This window comes from Streptomyces sp. IMTB 2501 (assembly GCF_001953885.1).
GTDB lineage: Bacteria > Actinomycetota > Actinomycetes > Streptomycetales > Streptomycetaceae > Streptomyces.
Genome location: NZ_MQUS01000007.1, coordinates 313,806 through 333,080, shown reverse-complemented (window position 1 = coordinate 333,080; position 19,275 = coordinate 313,806). Strand labels below are relative to the sequence as shown.

Sequence of the window (19,275 nt, the reverse complement as noted above, 5' to 3'; positions counted from 1 at the left end):
CGCCCCAGCCGAGAACGGCGTGGCCGGTGGACGCGCTCGGCAGGGAGCGACGGCGGAGTGGATGCCGGACGGGCGCCCGCGTCCCCGTCTCCATTTCCGGCTCCGGCTCCGGCTCCGGCTCGGCGAAGATCAGCTGTCACAGCCCACAGCATCGCCCATGGCACACCAGCGGTCATCCTGCGGGGGGAGCCAACGTGACTACTCCGCCTGGTGTAGTGGCCGAGCGGGAGGTGCCCCTTGGCGATCTGGCCGTTGGCGGCCCGGAAGAAGGACTGATCCGGGTTGGCCTCGTGTCAGGGTCCCTACGCACTGGTGGTTAAGGCTTCCGCCGCGAACCCCCAAGTACGCGAAGACTGCGTCGGTTTCCTGCGGGCGATTGAGCCGCTCCGCACTGTGCGTCCTGACAGTGCGGCCCCTTCTCAGCGCGACGGAGGGACAACCAACCCGAAAGCCCGGCACGAGGGATCCACTCCGCGACATCCGCGGCGGGCGGGCCGCTGCGCGGCTGGTCCGATTCTCTCCGGCCAGGTCAGGAGTAGGTCCAGCGCCAGCGACTACCGCTGAGGGAACATGTGATGGACGTACCGCTGGCGTCGGTCGTCGTGGCACCGTGGTCGCTGTTGCGGCAGAACTCGCCCGCCGAGTAGCAGTTGCCCGCGTTGGAGACGATCGAGCACGTGCCGCTGTTGCTGCTACCGGTATTGAGGCTGGAGTTGCCGGTGTCGGCGGTCTCCGTCCTGGTGACGGTCACTGTCGCAGGGGGAGCGGGCTTGGCCGTCTTGATGACCGTGACAGCGGGTTTGGGCGTGGCCGTCACCGTCGCCGTGGCAGTGACGGTCGGCTTTGCCTCGGCAGCGGCCTTGACGGCCTCGTCGTGGGCCCCCGACTGCCCGATGGCCGAGCCGATCACCATGAGGACGAAGCCGCCTATCCAGACACGCTTGCGCTTGTAGAGCGGGCGGGCGTCCATCGGGCGCGGAGTGGGCGGAGTTATGCGCGGGTTGTTCATGTCGGCCCCCCATGAGCGTTTCTGGGGGGATGACGGTAGTGCTTGAGTGTGAAAATCAAGCAGTAAGTGAGAAGATGGTGACCATCTTGTGATGGCTTGGGGAGTTTCTCGGCGGCAGCGCTCCTGCACGTTCCCCGTCGAGCCGAGAGGTCAGATCCAGTCCTTGCGCTTGAAGACCCAATAGAGCAGCGCGGATGCGACGACCATGACACCGGTGGAAGTCAGGAAGCCGGCTTGGGTGTTGACGCCCGGATAGGGAACGTTCTGTCCGTAGAAACCGGTGACGGCCGTGGGTACGGCCACGATCGACGCCCAGCTGGTGACCTTCTTCATGATCAGGTTCATGCGATTGCCCTGAACGGTCAGATTGGTCTCCATGATGGACGTGACCATGTCCCGCAGTGACTCGGTCCACTCGGTGGCCCTGAGGACGTGGTCGTACACGTCCTGGAAGTAGGGAAGCAAGGGCTCGGCAACGATGTGCAGGTCGCGCCGGAGAAGGCTGTTGACGACCTCTCGCATCGGCAACACCACGCGGCGCAGTTTGGTGAGGTCCTTGCGCAGCGCGTAGGAGTCCCGCTGGACGGAGTCCATCTGCTCGCGACCCTCGTCGAAGAGCAGATCCTCCACTGCTTCGATACGGTCGTCGAGGTCCTGTACGGCTGCGAAATGCCCGTCGACTATGTGGTCCAGCAGTCCGTGCAGCAGGAACCCCACTCCGTACTTGGCGAGATCGCTGTTGTTGTCCCAGCGTTCGACGACCTTCTCGATGTCGAACCGGTGGTCGGGGCGGATGGTGATCAATGCCGTAGGTGTTATGAATACGGACAACTCGCTTGCGGTGAGCTGCCCACTGGTCTCGTCCGCGCTGATGGCGTAGGCGCTGAGGAAGGCATGGGTGCGGTAACGATCCAGCTTTGGCCGCTGATGCTCGTGACGTGCGTCTTCCACCGCGAGCTCGTGCAGGCCGAACTCCTCGCTGATCATCGCGAAGTCGTCGGAGCACGGATCACACAGGTCGAGCCAGACCGCCACATCCGGATCGTTCACGTATTCCGAGATGTCAGCGGTCGGAAAGTCCTCCAGGATCAGGGAGCCATTGCGGTAGAGCCGTGTGCGAGTCATGGCGACGCACCATAAGCCGCCCTGGTAAGAAGCCCGTCTCCGCTCCTTGCCGGCCACGGGTGCGAGGCGCGCTGATCGGCAACGCGCTGATTGGAGGCGCTCGCTGTTGTGGCGCGTTGCGAGGAGGGCGGCGTCCAGCGTTGGCCTGCGCTGCCGGTGCAGGCGGCGAGAGCCAACCGGGTCTTTGTCGATTGTGCCGTTGCTGGAGACGGTGAAACAGCGGCCGCAGACCGGATTGACGATTTCTCTCGCCCTCCCGACGTGCTCGCCCTTACCCCCGCCTCCGACCGATCACCGCGTCGCCGTCGGGATTCTCCGCCGGTCGGTGACGGCGGTCCTGAGCGCCGGGGGTGCCGGCGTCCCGCGGCCGCTCGCCGGTGCATGCGGGTGTGTCCCTCCCGCCGCAAGAGGGGAGGGACACACCCGGTGTGTGCCGCCGCGGGAGCGGGGTGTCAGTGGTGTGCGGCGGATGTGGTGGTGTAGGGGGCCGCGGCGTGCTGGGCGGCGTAGAGGAGGGCAGGTTCGATCTTCGGCCAGAAGTAGCTGTCCTGGCAGGAGTACGCGGGCGTGAAGCCGTCGCAGCCCGCGCCGTCGCTGTCGCCGATCTCGATGGTGAAGCTGGCCAGGCCGAGCTTGTCGTAGGTCCAGTCGTCGGTTCCGCCGGAGGCGTTGTAGAGGATCTCGCCTGCCTGGCCGTACTGGTAGCCGGTCAGTGAGGCCATGTGGGCGGCCAGCGCGCGCAGGGCGGTGTCGTTGCCGGTGTGCACGGTGGCGTCGTACTCCCAGGGGAAGAGCACCATGCTGGCGTCGCTGTGCAGGGTGATCATCATGCCCTTGGCGGTGGACGGCGCGGGGTCGGTGTCGCCGGTGCCGGTGCGCACCGCGGGGAACAGTTCGCGGAAGAGGTTCTCCAGCGCGGTGTTCTCCACCTCGGAGTCGCGCGCGGGACCGCCGTAGGTCTGGTCGCAGGACGCGTCGGAGGTGCCGGAGGCGCCCCAGTGGGTGCCGGCATTGCGGTTGAGGTCGACGCCGATCTGGCTGTAGGCGCTCACCCCGCACTGGGAGCCGTGCGCGTCGTCCGCGTTCTTGCGCTGCAGGACGGGGTTGTCGCCGCCTGCCGCGACCATGTCGACGCCGTCGGGGTTGGCGTCGGGCACCACCCACATCTCAGTGGTGTCCATCAGCTGGGTGATCGCCGAGTCCTTGCCGTAGCCGCTGGTCAGCGCGTCGATCCAGCGCCATGACATCTCACCGGTCGTCAACTCGCGGGCGTGGATCTGGCTCATCAGGAAGAACCGCGGCTTGGTCGAGTTCGGGCTGAGCGCGCAGTCGCCCGCCTGGATCTTGGTGATGCATATCGCCTTGAGGTCGCGGCCGCCGTGCCCTTGCTGCTTGAGCCATGACTGGCCGTACGTCACCACCTTGGCGAGGTCGGGGTGTTGGGACGCGGTGTCGTCCATGTGGGAGTACTGAGCGCTGACCGTGTGGTAGCCGCCGTCATAGGTGTCGCCCACGGCGTGGGGCGCCGCGGTGGAGGAGGGGATTGCCTCGGTCAGTGTGGTGGCGACGGCGGGGCTGAAGCCGAGCCGTCGCAGTCCGGTCGCGGTCGACGTGTCGCCGGAGACGAACAGGTTGTTGCCCTGCCGCTTCTCCAGCAGGTCGAACCCGGAGTCGGCGAGGCGCTCGGCGTCCGTGCGCGGATGGCGCGTGGGCACGCGGTAGATGACGACCGTGCGGTACCCGCCGTGGGCGTGGCCGGAGGCGGTGGCGCGTCCTGCTGCTGCGTTCATGTCGGTGCTGGCATGGGCCAGTTGCGGCAGCAGAGCGGCGGCGGCTATCACGGTACCGGCGGTCAGGCCCGCCAGGCGTTTGTGTGCCATGGAGGTGACCTTTCGTGGGGGATGGTCCCTCTCAATATGGCATGTCCATGATGCAAGTGGTATGGGTTGCGCGGTACGAGCGGGGCCTTCTGACTGCCGGTACGGACTGCGGCGGTTGTTCTTCTGCGGCGGAGGTCCTGCCCGACCGGCCCGGCCGCATCTGTCTTCCGATCCCGATCGTGCCGGGCGCAGCGTCTCGCGCAGCCGGCGGTGGGCCGAGGCGGGCGGTGCCGCTTGCAGTGGGCGAGCCGGCGGAACAGCTGGATGCAGGAGGCCCGGACGTTCCACCTTCTTCACATCGATGTGGACCACGTGCCCGGGACGGCGGGCGGTGATCTTCCGCGGCTCCCGGTTCGATTCGCCGCTCGGGTCGATGAAGCGGCGCCTGTTCAGCCAGAGTGCGAGCAGATGCCGCGACACCGTGACAGATCCGGGTGACGATGTCAGCATCGGTTGCGGTCTGCCGGCGTCGGGGTGCTGAAGAACGGCAAAGCAGACCGAGTTCACCGTGCCGTCGGCAGCGGTTGACCCACTTCGATGCGCACGCACGGGAGATCCCCGTCTCGGCGGCGACGTGGGCGATCGGTCGGCTCTTGCACCGTACGACGAGGCGACGGCGTACTTCGACGGACAGGGGTGCGTTGGCGTGTGACAAGAGGAGTCCTCCGTCCGTGAATGCTCTGCGGCACCTGCGCTTGTCGCCCGGGCCATGAGCAGCAAGGGATGCCGGCGTCCCCGGCCGCGTTCGGATGGACGCGGCCGGTTCCGGATCCGTCGGCGAAGCACGCGATGTACCTCAGAAGGTGATGAGGACCTTGCCGAGGAGGCCGCCGGCTTCGAAGCTCTCGTGGGCGGTGCGGATGTCGTCGAGCGGGAAGCGGCCGGCGATCCGCAGCCGCAGCTCATCGGTGTCGACGAGCTTGGCGAGGTGGGCGAGATCGGTGGCGTTCTCCTGGACGTAGCTCTTTCGGGCGCCCGGCACGTCGGGCAGGGGGTGGTCGGCGATGGAGACGAAGCGCCCTCCGGGGACAAGTTCGCAGCCACGTCCGTGCCGGCGGTGTCGAGGACGGCCTCATACCGGCCGCGGGGCAGGTCCTCCGGGCGGTGCCAGGCCCGCTCCGCGCCGAGCTCCGTCGCTGCCTGCTCATGGCCGGGCCGGGAGACCAGGGCATCGACGTGGGCGCCGGTCAGGCGGGCGAGTTGGACAACCAGGCCGCCGACCGCTCCGGCGGCTCCGACGACCAGAATGCGCTCGTCGGGGCTCAACTCCGTGGCGCGCAGCGCCTGCAGGGCGGTCGTCCCGGCCAGCGGAAGGGCCGCCGCGTCCGCCAACGGCACAGTGGCGGGTGCGGGTGCGAGCAGGTGGCCGGGCAGGGCGACCATCTCTGCCCAGGTGCCGCGGCCGGTGGCGATCTGCGCGGACACGGCGATCACTTGGGTGCCCACCTCATGGGCGGGGTCGTCGCTCGCGACGACCCGGCCGGAGATGTCCCAGCCGAAAGGCAGCGTTCTTACTCATGCCGGGGAAGCCAGAGTCTCACATCGGTGTGAGAGTCAAGCGGCGTTGCCCGCCCGAGGCATCCATGAGGAGGACGACGTGCGGATCGGTGAGCTGTCCCGCAAGACCGGCGTACACGAACGGTTGCTGCGCTACTGCGAAGAGCAGAACCTGCTCCAGCCCGAACGGCGGGCCAGTGGCTACCGCGAATACAGCGACGTGGACGTGGACACCTTGCGCCGCATCCGCAGCCTGCTCGCAGCCGGCCTGAACACCGCCACCATCGCGACAATCCTGCCCTGCCTGCGTGACGACGGCGAGCGCCTGGTGCCAACCTGCTCCGACCTCCTCGCCGGCCTGGCCAAAGAGCGCGAGCGGATCACCCAAGCCATCATCGACCTGCAGACCTCCCGCTCCGCACTCGACAGCGTCATCGCCGCAGCCCCCGCCGAAGTCGCCGAACGCGCGGCAAGCGGCGCAACAGCCAACACCACACGCTGGTAGCAGCGATCAGCACCACCGCAGGGATGAGACGGAGCGTGGCGACAGCGCATCTGCTCGCCTGAGGGGCGGCCTGGGCGGGGCGTTGGCCAGGAGTGCGGTGCGGTCTCCGGCGCCGGACACCAGCCGGCCGCGTCACCAACCTGCCCGAACAGCACACCTAGGGGCACGGCACAGCGCGACGCCACACACGTGAAGGGCCGCAGCCGCTCGGGAGCAGCGGCCCTTCGGACTCACCCCGGGCAGCCGTACGGGCTCACCCCAGGTCGAAGGTGTTGGGCAGCCCCAGCCGATGACGCACCTCGTCGACCCGCTTCAGGGGCTCCAGCTCCGGCGGACGGAACAGCTCCCACACGCGACACCGCTCGACGCTCGAATTGTCCGCATCGAGCAGTGCGTTGACCGCTCGACGCGCGGACTCGTTGGCGCCCTCCATCGTCGCCAGGTCCACGTCCGTACGGACGTAGTCGCCGGCCAGGAAGAAGTTCGGCACCCTGGTGCGGGCCGAGGGCCGGTTGTAGAGGGTGCCTGTGGGGTGGACAAGGAGTTGCTCGCGGTTGCGCGGGTCGGGGCCGCCGAGACCCGTCACGGCCGGGTCCATGAACCAGCCGAGTCGGTCGTCGTCTGTGAGGGTCGTCTTGCCCGAGTCGTTCAGCCCGTCCTTCAGCTGGGCCCAGAGTTCGGCGACGATCTCGTCCTTGGTGCACTCGCGGGCGGTCTTGCCGTACAGGATGCCTGGTTTGTCCCACTCGGAGATGATCGTGGACAGGCATTCATGGGCTCGTCCGTCCCCGTAGTCGCGTGAAAAGTTCCGTACGTCCCAGAACTGGGACTGTCCGATGCCGGTCACCGCCCAGGGTGAGTCGAGGCAGTTGATGTGCCCGTGCACGACGGGGGTGGGCGTGCGCAGATAGAACATCACGCCGGTCATCCAGTCGGTCTTCAACGCGTCGCACCGGCCGAGCTGCGGGTCGGCCGCGCGCAGGGCCCGGCCCCAGGTGGCGCGGGCGTGTTCGACGGGCATCGCCGAGACGTAGTGGTCGGCGGTGACCGTGCGTTCCGGGCCGCCTTCGCGGGGCGCGACGCGGACGCCGGTTATTCGGCCGCCCCCGTACAGCACCTCCCGAACCTCCGTGCCGAGGACGAACTCGACGCCGAGCGAGCGCAGACACCGCTCCCAGGGATCGATCCAGGCTTCGCTCGTCGGGGCGTTGAGGACCCGGTCGATCTCGGCGTCGCCGTCCACGCCCCGGCCGAGCAAGCCCCACAGGAGCAGGGCCTCGATGATGACGCGGCCGACCGTTCGCGTGGAGGCGATCTCGGCGCGGGTGGCGACCAGATTGCGGGTCTGGCCGATTCCGAGGAGCACCTGGTACTCGGCGCTCATCTCGCCGGCCCGGATGAAGTCCCACCACGGAGTCTTCTCCCACTGGTCCTCACGGCGGGCGTCGCAGCTGGTGAGGTGGACCAGCAGACGGTCGGCGAAGTAGGCGGCCTCATGGGCGGGCAGCCGGGTGCCGACGTCGAGGACGGACAGGATCTGGTCGCGCAGCCAGGCCGGGGTGATGTCACCGGGTGCGGGCGGGGTGGTGACCCGGCGCAGGGGGAAGTGAAGGTCCGGGCGGCCGGAGCCGCGCGCGAACAGCGCCTCGGTACCGCTGCGGAGGTTCTCGTGGACGCCGCCCGCATTGCCGGGGAAGGGGATGCGGCGCATGGTGTCCGGCAGGTTCCGGTAGAAGCCGGGGAAGAAGCGGAAGCCGTGCTCCGCGGGAAGCGGTGCGCGACCGTCGGCGGCCGTACCGGGGACGTCCATGGAGCGCGCCTTGCCGCCGAGGGCGTCGTAGTACTCGTAGACGGTGACGGCGTAGCCGCGTTCGGCGAGTTCATGGGCGGCGCTGAGGCCGGAGACACCGCCGCCGAGTACGGCGACGCGCTTCTCGGACGGCGCGGCCGCGGCGCTGTCGGCGGGCCATAAGGCGGTGGCCGCGCCCCCGGTGACCGTCGCGCCGGCGGCGGCCAGGAAGCGTCTGCGGGAGTGTCCGGCGTTCTCCTGGGACTGCTGCGCGTGTTCTGTTGTCATGTGCACCGGAGCGTAGGGAGGGACACCGGAAGCCGGAACCCTGTTCCCCCGCCACCCACAGCATCCTCACAACCACAAAGAGACACCCACCGGAGACCCGACGCGGATCGGTGCGCCGATCGCCCCAGGTCGGGGCATCGGGGTGGGTGGACCCAGCGTGTGACGGCGAGGACCGAGTCCGGGTGCAGGATCTGGAAGGCTCCGGTCTCGGACCTTGTGCAGGACGTGCTCGGGCATGAAGTGCGTGGGGACGTCGGCCAGCGCGGGCAGACCGAGCCGGCTCCAGAACGAACAGACCTCGTCGGCCTTGGTGATCCGGCACTGTATGCGGGGCCGTGGGCGTGGTGGGGCCGGCAGGGGCGAGGGGTGCCTTGCGGTGATCGTCCATGCCGCCCACGAACGACCTCGGTGAGGGAGTGGTTCCCCCCTGGCCGCAGTGGGCGGCTGAACGATGCGTTACCCGGGCCGCGGCGGTGAGGTGCCGTATGCGGCCTCGCGCCCGCGCCCTGACGATCGGGGTCAAGGCCAAGGCCCCAAGCGGACTTCCCGTTGAGCTGGCAGGGCGCGCCGACTGTTCCCCCATGGGCGTCAGGAGGTGCCGCTCGCGCCCGTGTCCGTCGTGGCCGGGAAGAGCCGCTGAACGGCTGCGACGACAGTGCGGCGGGATGCCGGGGGAGGGGTCTCGGACCTGGTCGGCGGCTGCCTGGACGAGATCGAGCTGCCCGGCCCACGCCATGGCCATCTGGTTGACGAAGACGAGGATGTCGATGGGCCCCAAGCGCCATCCAGGCGGCCGGGTTCGTGAGCGTTTATGCCCGGAACGTCAGGCGCCTCATGCCGGCGCGCGGTGGCCCGGCCGCCCGTCGTCCTACGATGGGTGAAGATCAAATACCAGTAGGGAGCGTGAAGTGATCTTCATTACGGCCAAGTTTCGGATCAAGCCGGAGCACGCGGAGAGGTGGCCTGAGATCTCGCGCGAGTTCACGGAGGCCACTCGCGGTGAGCCCGGCTGTCTGTGGTTCGAGTGGTCGCGCAGCCTCGACGATCCGACCGAGTACGTGCTCGTCGAGGCGTTCCGGGACGGTGACGCCGGTGCCGCGCATGTCCAGTCCGACCACTTCAAGTCCGCACAGCAGACCCTGCCACCCCACCTGGTCGAGACGCCGCGAATCGTCAACGCGGTTCTTGAGCAGGACGACTGGTCCCTGCTCGGGGAAATGGCCGTCCAGGGCTGACGCAGTCGCGGTGGTGTGCGTGGGCGACAGCCAGGCCACGTGACGTGGGCGCCGTCGGTCGACCGGTCCGCCAGGTGGGAAGTCGAGGTGAGCGAGTCACCCGGCCGCCGCCTGGCGGAAGGGATTCGGGTTCATGTGCGTGGCGTGGCGTCAGTTGGTCGCGCTGCCCGAGACCCACTCGCTCCACGGCATGTTCCAGTCGTTGAGGCCGTTGTCCGGGGCCAACGTGGTCTTGTCGTCGGAGTTCTTGACGATCACGACGTCACCGATCATCGAGTTGTCGAAGAACCACGCGGCGGGCTGCTCGCCGTCGCCGCCGCCCTCGACGTCCTTCAGGCCCACGCAGCCGTGGCTGGTGTTGACCTTGCCGAAGATCGAGGCGGCACCCCAGTAGTTGCCGTGGATGAACGTGCCCGAGTCGGTCAGGCGCATGGCGTGCGGTACGTCGCTGATGTCGTACGCGGGCTTGCCGTCCTTCTTCGTGAGGCCGACGCTCGCGCCGTTCATATGGATCTGCCCGAACTTCTCGGAGATGACCATCTGACCGTTGTACGTCGGGTGCTCGGGGCTGCCGGACGAGATCGGGATGGTCTTGATCGTCTTGTTGTCCCGTACGACGGTCATCTGCTTCGTCCTGGCGTCGACGGTGCTGATCTGGCTCCGGCCGATCTTGAACGTGACCGTTTTCTGGATGCCGTGGAGGTTGAGCTTGACGGTGACGGTGGAGCCGGGCTTCCAGTAGTTCTCGGGGCGGAAGTCCAGGCGGTCACCGTTGAACCAGTGACCGACTACCCGCTGGCCGCTGCTGGAGCTGACCTGGATCTTCGACTCCACGGCGGCCTTGTCGCTGATCGCCTTGTCGAAGCTGACCGTCACCGGCATGCCCACGCCGACGGTCGAGCCGTCCTCGGGGGAGAGGTGCCCGATGAAGTCGTTGGCCGGGGAGACCGTGGTGATCGTGGCGTTCCCGGTGGCGGAGCGGCCCTTGGCGTCCACGGCCTCTGCGGCGATCTGATATCTGGTGGCCCGCTCCAGCCGGCCGTTCGGCTTCCAGGACGTGCCGTCCGCGGACAGGGTGCCCGGAATCTCGGCACCGGTCGCGACGGCGGTCATGGTCACCCTGGTGAGCTTGCCGTTGCTGACGGTGACTTTGACGGGGGTGTTGATCCCGACGCCGTAGGCACCTTGCCAGGGCGTGATCTTTATGCGGGCGTCGGAAGTGTCCTGGGCGCCCGGCTGATCTACCTGCGCCTGCGATTTCGGGTGGTTCCCGGTGCCGTTTCCGCTGGTGGCAGCGTTGCTGGTACCGCCGAGGGCCGTGAGTGCGAGTACGCCGCCGAGCGCGCCGGCCGTAGCCATCAGCCCGGTATGTCGCTTACGTACGGTGATCAAACGCTTCTCCCATGCCACTGGTCGTTGAACCCCTGGAGCAGGTCACCGGAGGGGTGCCGCCGGCTTTAAAGAACTACTTTTATGCATTCATCCCTGCTTAAGGGAGTAAATTGTGGCGAATTCCACGCGCGGCGAGAGCGGTCGCCGAGCTCCGCACGACGCGGGCACATGCGGAGGCCTGGTCAGAGGGCGTCGACGCCGCTCACCTTCCAGCCGGCGGAGGTACGGGTGAGCGTCATGCGCACCCGGTTCAGGTCCAGCCGGGGCTCCGGGACCTGGGTGCTCTCGGTGACCTGGTTGACGAAGAGCAGCACGACGGCCTTGTCCGCTGTGGCCGACACGACGGAGACGGCAGGGGTGCCGCCGTCGGCGGGTGCGGCCACGGTCGCCTTCACCACGCCGTGGTACGTCGTCGCGGTCGGCGCGACCACGGTCTTCGTGGTCTTGCCGTACTGGTCGCGGAAGTGCCCGGTCAGCAGGGCGCGGGCCCGGGTGAAGTCCCGGTCCAGATGCCGGTAGTCGTACGACAGCACGACCGGCGCCGCCTGCCGCGCGGCCGCGAGGGCCTCACCGCGGGCCTGCTCCGCCTGCCGCCCCTGCCGGTACTGCCACCCGAGGACGGCGGCCACGACCAGGGCTGCCACGAGGACGAGGCCCAGCACGGCGACGAGCACGCTCCGTCCGATCTTGCGCGGGGGTGCGCTCTCCTCCGGCCCATCCTCGAACGGCTCGGGCTCCGGCGGGTCCTCCCAGCCGTCCGCCGGGGGCTCGATGAGCAGGGTGCGCCCAGGGGCGGCCCCCTCTTCCTGGCGGGCAGCGTGCTCGGGCCGCGCCGGCCGCCCGGCGCGCTTGGCCGCCGCGCGGGCGGCCGCGGTCATGGTGCGGCGGGCCGGGGAGCCGGTGCCGCGAGTGCGGGAGGTCGGGTTCGCCACGGTGTCTCTCCTCATTGATGGCCTCACGGGTGGGTCAGCCCACGAACGCGACGTCGGAGGTCAGCCAGCGACCGGCCACGCGCACGAGGTCGAGCTGGAGCCGGTAGGTACGCGCCTGGCCCTCGGGCGCGGCGGTGTTGGTCACCTTGCTGTCGGCCACGACCAGGACCCGGGCCGAGCGCGCGTCGGACCGCACGATGCCCGCTTCCAGGACCTGCCCCTCGGACACCGACTTGTTCTCGACGACGAGCTTCGTCAACTGCTCGGTCTGCGCAGCGAACTGTTTCCTGAAGTCGCCGGTGGCGTCCTGCAGTACGGTGCGGCTGTCCCGGTCGTAGTGCCGGTAGTCGAGTGATGTGAAGTTCAGCGCCGACTGGCGGGCCGCCGCCACGATGTCCTGACGGCGCTGCTGCGCCGTGCTCTGGTCGGACAGCTTCAGGCCCAGCCAGACACACAGCACCGTCGTCAACACGGTCGCGGCGACGAGCCCTGCCGGCAGCAGCCTCGCCCGGCTCCCTGTCATGCCATCGGTCCCACGAGCAGCCATTGCCATGACTCCTTTCCGAACACGGTCTGTTCGCCACCCGTCGAGGCGATCTCGACGGGCGTTCCGTCCGGGCCGGTCACGGTGCCGGTTTCCGGGTCGTACGGGGCTACGAACGCGGCCTGGTCGGCGCCGTACCGGCTGGCTGTCGCCCCAGGCGCGTTCTGCGCGCCGCGCACCGAGGTCTTGCTGCCGCGCGGTGCCGTGCAGTGCGCGCCGGTGTTCGCCGGGCGCGTGCTGGTGTCGGCGGGGTCGCGCCGCTGGGTGCCGTAGCCCTGGGTGCATGCGGGCGGGTCGTCGGCGTTCACGGTCAGTCCGAAGTGGGTGGTGCCGTCGCCGGGGATGACCGTGTAGCTGCCCGCGACCGTGAGCGGGAGGGTGACCAGGGCCTGTTCGACGCCGGGCAGCCGGGCCAGGGTGATCTGGCCGCCGCTGACGAGGTTGGCCAGCAGGACCGGTACGTGCGGCCGGGTGGACTTCAGCAGGGAGTCCAACTGCTGGGCGGCGGGCGCGGTGTTGCCGATCAGCCTGCGCAGATCGCCGTCGCTCGACTTCAGCTGCTCGGTGAGCGCGGCCAGGTCGCGGGAGAACGACTTGATGGCCGAGCCCTGGTCGGCCTGTGTCCTGAGCACCTTCCGCGAGTCCTCGATCAGCGAGACCGTCTGGGGGAGCGACTCGGATGCCGACTCCACCAGCGCGTTGCCGGAGTCCACCAGTCGGCTCAGGTTCGGTCCGGTGCCGGCGAACGCCTTGCCCAACTCGTCGACGGTGACCCGCAGATCGTCCTTGCCGACCGAGTTGACCAGCCGGTCGAGGCTGAGGACCAGGTCGGTGACCGGCAGCGGGGTCCGGGTGCGGCTGCGCGGGATCGGGCTGCCGTCCATGAGGTACGGCCCGCCCGACCGCCGCGGCTGGAGGTCGACGTACTGCTCGCCCACCGCCGAACGGTCGGCGACCACCGCGAGTGTGTCGGCCGGGATCCTCGGGGCGCCGTCCTCGATCTTCAGCGCCACCGAGACCCCGGACCCGGTCAGCTGCAGATCTCCTACGCGGCCCACCGGCACGCCCCGGTAGGTGACCTCTGCGCCGGGGAAGACTCCCCCGGACTCGGCGAAGTCCGCGCGCACGGTGTACCCGCGGTGCAGGACGTCGTCCACCAGGCCCGTGTACCGGGCGCCGACGTACGACACCCCGAGGGCGGTGACGGTCGCGAAGGCGAGCAACTGGGCCCTGACCGTACGTGTGATCACGGCAGTATCCCCTTCAGCATCAGCTCGGCGAGGCCGAGATCGATCCCGGGTGGGAGGCGGCGCGAGCCGCCCCCGGTGCCGTAGGCCGCGGTGCACACCGGCGGGCACAGCAGGGTGCTGCCGTCGGAGGGTGTCGAGGGCACGGCGGGTGCGGAGGGCACGGGGGGCACGGACGGGGTGCCCGGCAGGGACGGGACGGACGGGAGAGGGGTGGGGGTGGGGAGTCCGGGAAGGCGTGGTGTCCCGGGGGCCGGGGACTTCCCGCCCTTGCCCGGCTTGCCGGTGATGTTGCCGTACAGGCCCGCCAGGTCGAGGTCGGCGGTGATCTTCAGGTTGACGTAGTCGCCCTTGATGGCGTCGGTCGCGTTGCGCGGGAACGGATAAGTCGTCAGGATCTCAAGGGAGTTGGGCAGATCGTCGCCCGCCTTGTTCAGCTCCTGCAGGATGGGCTGGAGCTTCTTCAGGTTGGCGACGGTGTCGTCGTGGGAGGCGTTCACCACCCTGGTGCCGGTCTTGCCGAGTGCTGACAGGGCGGTGAGCATCTTCGTCAGGTCCTTGCGCTGGTCGGCGAGGGCCTTCAGGGCCGGCGGCATGGTGTCGACGGCCAGGGCGATCGTCTTCTTCTCGTTCTTCAGCCGTTTCGCCAGCCGGTCGACGCCCTTCAGCGCGCGCACGATCTCCGCCCGCTGGTCGTCGAGGCCGCCGAGGAACGTGTCGAGCTGCTTCAGCAGGGACCTGACCCGGTCCTCGCGGCCGCTGAGGGCTTTGTTCAGCTCGACGGTGATCGTCTTCAGCTGGGCCACCCCGCCGCCGCCCAGCAGCGCGGACAGGGCCGACAGCACCTCCTCGACCTCCGGGTTGCGGCCGCTGCGGGAGAGCGGGATGCGGTCGCCGTCGCGGAGCCGTCCGACGGGCGCGGTGCCGGCCGGCGCGGACAGGGCCACGTACTTCTCGCCGAGCATGCTGGTCTGCCTCAGGTCGGCGACCGCGTTGCCGGGCAGCTTCACCGAGTCGGCGATGCGCAGCCGCACCCGCGCCTGCCAGCCGTCCAGCTCCACCTTCTCGACCGTGCCCACGGTGACGTCGTTGACCTTGACCGCCGACTGCGGCACCAGGTCCAGGACGTCCCGGAACTCGACGGTGACGTGGTAGGCGTGGCCGTCCGAGGCGGCGCCGCCGGGGAGCGGGACGTCGTACCAGCCGTTGAACTCGCAACCGGTCAGCAGCAGCGAGCCGACCGCCGTCCACGCGGCCAGTTGCCCCTTGCGCAGCACACTCATGCCGGTGCCCCCAGGATTCCGCCGAGGGTCTTGTCGACCGTGCCCGACGACGACGGGGCCGACGGGACCTTGGGCAGGGAGCCGAAGAGCTTCCTCAGCCCGGCGCAGCCGTCGTGGTCGTCGCCGGTCGTCTTCAGGATCGAGCAGAGCAGCGACGACGGATCCTGCGGGGCCCCCGCGTTGTTGCGGGTGTCGAGGGTGCCGGCGGCGGGGTTGTAGGCGTTCTGCAGGTTCGACAGGCCCGTGGGGGCGACGCTCAAAAGCTCCTCCAGTGCGGCCCGTTGGCTGACGAGGACCTCGGTGACCTTGGCCAGGCCCTGAACGTCCGAGGTCAGCGCCTTCTTGTTGCCCTTCACGAAGCCGGCCACGTCACCGAGCGCGGCGGCCAGGTACTTCAGCGCGGCGGCGAGATCCTTGCGCTCCCCGGCGAGCTGCCCGGCCACGTCGGCGAGGTCGGTGTCGAACGACCGCACGCTGGTGTCGTCCGCCGCCAGCGCGGCCGTGAACACCTGAAGGTTCCGTACGGTCCCGAACAGGTCGCCGCGCCCGTCGGACAGCGTGGTGACCGCCTGGGACAGATCGTCCACCGTCTGGTGGAGGTTCTCGCCCTGCCCCCGGAGGTTGTCCGCGCTCACCGCGAGCAGCCGGGACAGCGAGCCCTGCTTGTTGGCGCCGTTCGGGCCGAGCGCCTCGGCGGTGGTGTGCAGGCTGTCGAAGATCCGGTCCAGCTCGACGGGGACGGCCGTACGGGACTCGGGGATGACGTCTCCGTCCCGCATGACCGCGCCCTTGCGGTACACCGGCAGCAGCTGGACGTAACGGTCGCTGACCACCGAGGAGTTGACGATGGCAGCCTGCGCGCCGGCGGGGACCTTGCGGCCCCGGTCGTACTCCAGCTCCACCCGTACCCGGTCGCCCTCCGGCGTGATCTTCCTGACCTCGCCGATGCGGACGCCGAGGACGCGGACGTCGGAGCCGGGGTAGATACCTACGGTGCGCGGGAAATACGCCGTGACGCGGACGGGGCCGGGGCCCGGCCAGAGGACGACGGCGAGGCCGGCGACGACCGCGAGCGCGGTGAACAGGGCCAGGAGTCTGCGGGTCATCGGGTGCCTCCCGTCCGTGGGGTGACCGGGGCGGCGACCAGGTTCTGGACGTAGGAGTCGAACCAGCGGCCGTTGCCGAGGGTGTTGGTGAAGAGCCGCACGTAGGGGGCGAGCAGCTGGACGCTGCGGTCGAGGCTCGCCTGGTTGCGTCCGAGCATCTCCACGAAGGTGTTGAGGTTCTTCAGCGCGGGCCCGATCTCCTTGCCGTTGTCGTCGACCAGGCCGGACAGCTCGATGCCCAGCAGCGCGGAACTCCTGAGCAGCGTGTGGATCGCCGCGCGCCGCTTGCCGATCTCCTTGAACAGCGCGTCGCCGTCCTTCACCAGCGCGGAGAAGTCCTTCGTGTGCCCGGCCAGCACCGTGGTGACGCCATGCGCATGGCCGAGGAGCCCACGCAGCGCCTGGTCACGCGCGGCGACGGCCCGGGAGATCCGCGACAGTCCCTTGATCGACGCCCGTACCTCCTCGGGGGAGTCCTGGAAGGTGAGGGAGATCGTGTCCAGCGCCTTCGCGAGCCGGTCCGTGTCGACCGCCTCGGTGGTGGTCGTCAGGTCGCTGAATGCCTGGACGACGTCGTACGCCGACACGGTCCGCCCGAGCGGGATCTCGCTGTCCGGTTTCAACTGGCCGGGCCCCTTCGGGTACAGGGCCAGGTACTTCGCGCCGAGGATCGTCTTGACGCGGATCGACGCGCCCGTGTCGGTGCCGAACCCGGGGTGGCCCTTCACCTTGAAGGTGACCTTGACGTGGTCGCCGTCCAGGTCGACGCCCTCGACCTTGCCGACCTTGACCCCGGCGATCCGTACCTCGTCGCCCGGCTTGAGCCCGCCGGCCTCGGAGAAGGCCGCGCTGTAGGTGTCGCCGCCGCCGATCAGCGGCAGGCTGTCGGCGTTGAAGGCGGCGAACGTGAGCAGCGCGAGGACGGTGAGGCCGACGGCGCCGACGACGACCGGGTTGTGCTCGCGGAAGGGCTTCAGGCGTGGGCGCCCCAGCCGGATCCTGGGCAGCTTCGGTGGCAGGACGCGCACCTTGACCAATGGCTGGGGGCGGGGCTTGCGCTTCGGCAGCAGCCGGGGGAGTTTCGGCAGCTTCGGTGGCAGGACCCGTACCTTCACCAGGGGCTCGGGGCGGCGCCGCCGCCTTGGGACACGCAGTCTCATCCGCCACACCTCGCCCGCGCCACGTGCAGCTCCGGGGTGATCACCTGCTTGGTCTTCGGCAGCACGATCCGGCCGTCGAAGTCGCAGAGGTAGAAGTTGAACCAGGAGCCGTAGGACGCCGTCCCGGTCAGCTTGTCGAGCTTGTTCGGCAGCCGCTTCAGGACGCCCTCCACGGTGTTCTCGTTCTTGTTCAGCGTTCCGGTGAGATCGCCGAGTCCGGCGATGTCGTCCTTCAGCGGGGGACGCGCGTCCTTCAGCAGCCCCGATGTGACGTCCGTGAGGTCGCCGATGCTCACCAGCGACTCACCGATGGGACTGCGGTCGGCCGCCAGTCCCGAGACCACCCGGCGCAACTGCGTGAGCAGCCCGGAGAAGCGGGAGCCGCGCTTGTCGAGCGTCTCCAGGACGGTGTTGAGGTTGTCGATCACCGAGCCGATCAGCCGGTCGCGGTCGGCGAGGGTGCTGGTGAGCGAGGCCGTGTGCGCGAGCAGGCTGTTCACCGTGCCGCCCTCGCCCTGGAGGGTCTGGACGATCTCGGTGGCGAGCTGGTTGACGTCGCTCGGGCTGAGCGCGGCGAACAGCGGCTTGAAGCCGTTCAGCAGGGCGTTGAGGTCCAGTGCCGGCTGGGTCCGGGACAGCGGGATGGTGCCGCCCGGCCGCAGCCGGGTGGTGCCGTCGCCGGTGCCCTCGGTCAGCGCGATGTACCGCTGTCCGACCAGGTTGCGGTAGCGGACGACCGCGTGGGTGCTCGCGAGCAGCGGCCGCTGCGCGGTCACGGTGAAGGTGACCTCGGCCAGGGTGCGGTCCTTGATATGGATGTCCTCGACCTCCCCGACCCGCACGCCGGCCACTCTGATGTCGTCGCCGGTCTCCAACCCGGTCACGTCGGTGAACACCGCGTGGTAGCGGTCCTTCGGGGTGAAGGAGACGTTGACGATGGTGGCGGCGAGCAGGGCCGTCGCCACGGTCGTGACCAGTGCGAAGAGGGTGAACTTGATCAGTGGGGCGGCGGTCTGCCGGGCTCCTGACCTGCTCATACGACACTCACCGCCGTTCCGCGCGCGAGCGGCCCGAACAGCAGGGTGGCCACGGGCGGCACCTCGTCCGCGGGGACGCCCATGACGGGGGCCACGAGCGAGCCGACGGCCCGCTGCTCGGCCCGGGTGGCGGACACGTTGAGACCTCCGGGGAGTGCGCCGCCGGAACCTCCGGCCGACGTACCGTCGTCGAGATGGGGTTTCGGCCCGGGCACCTGCGGATCCGGCAGGCCGCGGCAGTTCGGGCCGGACCGCTCGCCGTACACCGGCTCCTCACCGGGCTGGTACGCGCCCTGCGGCCGGACGACTTCGAGGGTGATCCGCATCTCCCCGCCCCGGAACGCGTCCTCCGACGCCTTCTCCTGCCGGGCGAGGCCCTGGAACAGGCACGGGTACTCGGGGGAGTAGCGGGCGAAGAGCTCCAGCGTGGGGCGGGAGACCCGGCCCAGGGTGATCAGCCGGTCGCCGTTCTCGGACAGGAAGCCGTTCGCCGTGTCCGCCACGGAGGCGGTCGAGCGGAGCGCGGCGGCCAACTGGTCCTTCTTCTCGACGATCGTGCGGCTGGTGGTGACCGTGTTGCGCAGGATCCGCATCAGGTCGGGCGCGGCGTCGCCGTACACCTCGGCGACGTCCGCGAACCGCGAGATGTCCTCCTTGAGGGAGGGCATGTGCGGGTTCAGCCGGCGCAGATAACCCTCGACCCGGGTGAGGTTGTCGCCGATGCGGTCGCCGCGGCCCTCCAGCGCGGTGGCGAACGCCGAGAGCGTGGCGTTGAGTTCACCGGGCCTGACCGCGCGCAGCAGGGGCAGCAGGTCGTTCATCAGCTGCTGCACCTCGATGCCGACCTTGGTGCGGTCCTGGGTGATGACGTCTCCGGCGTGGATGGGCCGAGCCGAGGAACGCGGGGGCGGGACCAGGTCGACGTACTTCTCGCCGAACAGTGTCTTGGGCAGCAGGCGGGCGTGCACGTCCGAGGGGATGTACGGGACGTACCCGGGCTTGAGCGCGATGTCGAGCGTGGCCTTCGTGCCGTCCGCGTGCACCTCGCGCACCTCGCCGACCAGCAACCCGCGCAGCTTGACGTCGGCGCGTGGATCGAGCTGGTTGCCGAGTGTGCCGGCCTCCAGGGTGATGGGCACGACGGACGTGAACGCCTGCTGGTAGACGGCCACCGCGAGCGACAACAGCAGCGCGAGTACGGCGAGGAACACGATGCCGTACAGCCTGAGTCTCATTCTGTGCATGC

At 69.4% G+C, this 19,275-nt stretch carries 16 protein-coding genes and 1 pseudogene; 2 read left to right on the top strand and 15 right to left on the bottom strand.

The window, feature by feature from the left end; genetic code table 11:
* Positions 1 to 529 precede the first annotated feature (529 nt).
* From AV521_RS15390 to AV521_RS50795, 5 genes and pseudogenes are all read right to left on the bottom strand, one after another.
* Entirely contained in the window at positions 530 to 1,009 is a 480-nt protein-coding gene (locus AV521_RS15390) for a hypothetical protein (protein WP_076088568.1), read from the bottom strand.
* Positions 1,010 to 1,159: 150 nt separating this feature from the next.
* On the bottom strand, positions 1,160 to 2,134 hold the full coding sequence (locus tag AV521_RS15385; protein WP_076088566.1) for a magnesium transporter CorA family protein: 975 nt from the start codon (positions 2,132 to 2,134) through the stop codon (positions 1,160 to 1,162).
* A 452-nt stretch (positions 2,135 to 2,586) separates the two neighbouring features.
* Entirely contained in the window at positions 2,587 to 4,014 is a 1,428-nt protein-coding gene (locus tag AV521_RS15380) for a M14 family zinc carboxypeptidase (RefSeq protein ID WP_076088564.1), read from the bottom strand.
* Between the two features lie 279 nt (positions 4,015 to 4,293).
* Positions 4,294 to 4,669: pseudogene (locus AV521_RS50800) on the bottom strand (IS481 family transposase); the annotation flags it as partial.
* Positions 4,670 to 4,810: 141 nt separating this feature from the next.
* Positions 4,811 to 4,996 (bottom strand): zinc-binding dehydrogenase, encoded by a 186-nt coding sequence (locus AV521_RS50795; RefSeq protein ID WP_076088560.1) that lies wholly within the window; start codon positions 4,994 to 4,996, stop codon positions 4,811 to 4,813.
* Positions 4,997 to 5,611: 615 nt separating this feature from the next.
* Here AV521_RS50795 and AV521_RS15360 point away from each other — a divergent pair.
* Positions 5,612 to 6,016, top strand: coding sequence for a MerR family transcriptional regulator (locus AV521_RS15360; RefSeq protein ID WP_076088556.1), 405 nt, complete (start codon positions 5,612 to 5,614; stop codon positions 6,014 to 6,016).
* Between the two features lie 253 nt (positions 6,017 to 6,269).
* Here AV521_RS15360 and AV521_RS15355 read toward each other — a convergent pair whose 3' ends face one another.
* Positions 6,270 to 8,093 carry an FAD-dependent oxidoreductase gene (locus AV521_RS15355; protein ID WP_076088554.1) on the bottom strand — a complete coding sequence of 608 codons (1,824 nt, stop codon included), beginning with the start codon at positions 8,091 to 8,093 and terminating at the stop codon, positions 6,270 to 6,272.
* Between the two features lie 908 nt (positions 8,094 to 9,001).
* Here AV521_RS15355 and AV521_RS15350 point away from each other — a divergent pair.
* Positions 9,002 to 9,328: a putative quinol monooxygenase gene (locus AV521_RS15350; protein ID WP_076088552.1), complete on the top strand. Its 327-nt coding sequence runs from the start codon at positions 9,002 to 9,004 to the stop codon at positions 9,326 to 9,328.
* A gap of 150 nt (positions 9,329 to 9,478) precedes the next feature.
* On the opposite strand, the gene AV521_RS15345 is transcribed toward AV521_RS15350, so the two are convergent.
* From AV521_RS15345 to AV521_RS15305, 9 genes are all read right to left on the bottom strand, one after another.
* Entirely contained in the window at positions 9,479 to 10,687 is a 1,209-nt protein-coding gene (locus tag AV521_RS15345; RefSeq protein ID WP_179023114.1) for an Ig-like domain-containing protein, read from the bottom strand.
* Positions 10,688 to 10,902: 215 nt separating this feature from the next.
* A complete protein-coding gene (locus tag AV521_RS15340) occupies positions 10,903 to 11,652 on the bottom strand; it encodes a hypothetical protein (protein WP_256725557.1) in 750 nt (249 codons plus the stop codon).
* Positions 11,653 to 11,686: 34 nt separating this feature from the next.
* Complete coding sequence (locus tag AV521_RS15335) at positions 11,687 to 12,175, bottom strand: hypothetical protein (protein WP_256725556.1); 489 nt, start codon at positions 12,173 to 12,175, stop codon at positions 11,687 to 11,689.
* The gene (locus AV521_RS15330; RefSeq protein ID WP_076088546.1) at positions 12,172 to 13,446 is read right to left on the bottom strand and encodes an MCE family protein; all 1,275 of its coding nucleotides are present in this window, start codon (positions 13,444 to 13,446) and stop codon (positions 12,172 to 12,174) included. Before AV521_RS15330 ends, AV521_RS15335 begins: the two co-directional genes overlap by 4 nt.
* Positions 13,443 to 14,726 (bottom strand): MCE family protein, encoded by a 1,284-nt coding sequence (locus AV521_RS15325; protein ID WP_076088544.1) that lies wholly within the window; start codon positions 14,724 to 14,726, stop codon positions 13,443 to 13,445. The genes AV521_RS15330 and AV521_RS15325 overlap by 4 nt, the downstream gene beginning before the upstream one ends.
* The gene (locus AV521_RS15320; RefSeq protein WP_179023112.1) at positions 14,723 to 15,832 is read right to left on the bottom strand and encodes an MCE family protein; all 1,110 of its coding nucleotides are present in this window, start codon (positions 15,830 to 15,832) and stop codon (positions 14,723 to 14,725) included. Before AV521_RS15320 ends, AV521_RS15325 begins: the two co-directional genes overlap by 4 nt.
* A complete protein-coding gene (locus AV521_RS15315; protein WP_371917041.1) occupies positions 15,829 to 16,992 on the bottom strand; it encodes an MCE family protein in 1,164 nt (387 codons plus the stop codon). The genes AV521_RS15320 and AV521_RS15315 overlap by 4 nt, the downstream gene beginning before the upstream one ends.
* On the bottom strand, positions 16,989 to 18,029 hold the full coding sequence (locus AV521_RS15310) for an MCE family protein (RefSeq protein ID WP_076088542.1): 1,041 nt from the start codon (positions 18,027 to 18,029) through the stop codon (positions 16,989 to 16,991). Before AV521_RS15310 ends, AV521_RS15315 begins: the two co-directional genes overlap by 4 nt.
* The gene (locus AV521_RS15305) at positions 18,026 to 19,273 is read right to left on the bottom strand and encodes an MCE family protein (RefSeq protein WP_076088540.1); all 1,248 of its coding nucleotides are present in this window, start codon (positions 19,271 to 19,273) and stop codon (positions 18,026 to 18,028) included. Before AV521_RS15305 ends, AV521_RS15310 begins: the two co-directional genes overlap by 4 nt.
* Between the last annotated feature and the right edge of the window lie 2 nt (positions 19,274 to 19,275).

Coding starts and splice junctions, on each gene's coding strand:
- AV521_RS15390 (WP_076088568.1), bottom strand. CDS start 1,009: ATGAACAACCCGCGCATAACTCCGCCCACTCCGCGCCCGATGGACGCC.
- AV521_RS15385 (WP_076088566.1), bottom strand. CDS start 2,134: ATGACTCGCACACGGCTCTACCGCAATGGCTCCCTGATCCTGGAGGAC.
- AV521_RS15380 (WP_076088564.1), bottom strand. CDS start 4,014: ATGGCACACAAACGCCTGGCGGGCCTGACCGCCGGTACCGTGATAGCC.
- AV521_RS15355 (WP_076088554.1), bottom strand. CDS start 8,093: ATGACAACAGAACACGCGCAGCAGTCCCAGGAGAACGCCGGACACTCC.
- AV521_RS15345 (WP_179023114.1), bottom strand. CDS start 10,687: ATGGCTACGGCCGGCGCGCTCGGCGGCGTACTCGCACTCACGGCCCTC.
- AV521_RS15335 (WP_256725556.1), bottom strand. CDS start 12,175: ATGACAGGGAGCCGGGCGAGGCTGCTGCCGGCAGGGCTCGTCGCCGCG.
- AV521_RS15325 (WP_076088544.1), bottom strand. CDS start 14,726: ATGAGTGTGCTGCGCAAGGGGCAACTGGCCGCGTGGACGGCGGTCGGC.
- AV521_RS15320 (WP_179023112.1), bottom strand. CDS start 15,832: ATGACCCGCAGACTCCTGGCCCTGTTCACCGCGCTCGCGGTCGTCGCC.
- AV521_RS15315 (WP_371917041.1), bottom strand. CDS start 16,992: ATGAGACTGCGTGTCCCAAGGCGGCGGCGCCGCCCCGAGCCCCTGGTG.
- AV521_RS15310 (WP_076088542.1), bottom strand. CDS start 18,029: ATGAGCAGGTCAGGAGCCCGGCAGACCGCCGCCCCACTGATCAAGTTC.
- AV521_RS15305 (WP_076088540.1), bottom strand. CDS start 19,273: ATGCACAGAATGAGACTCAGGCTGTACGGCATCGTGTTCCTCGCCGTA.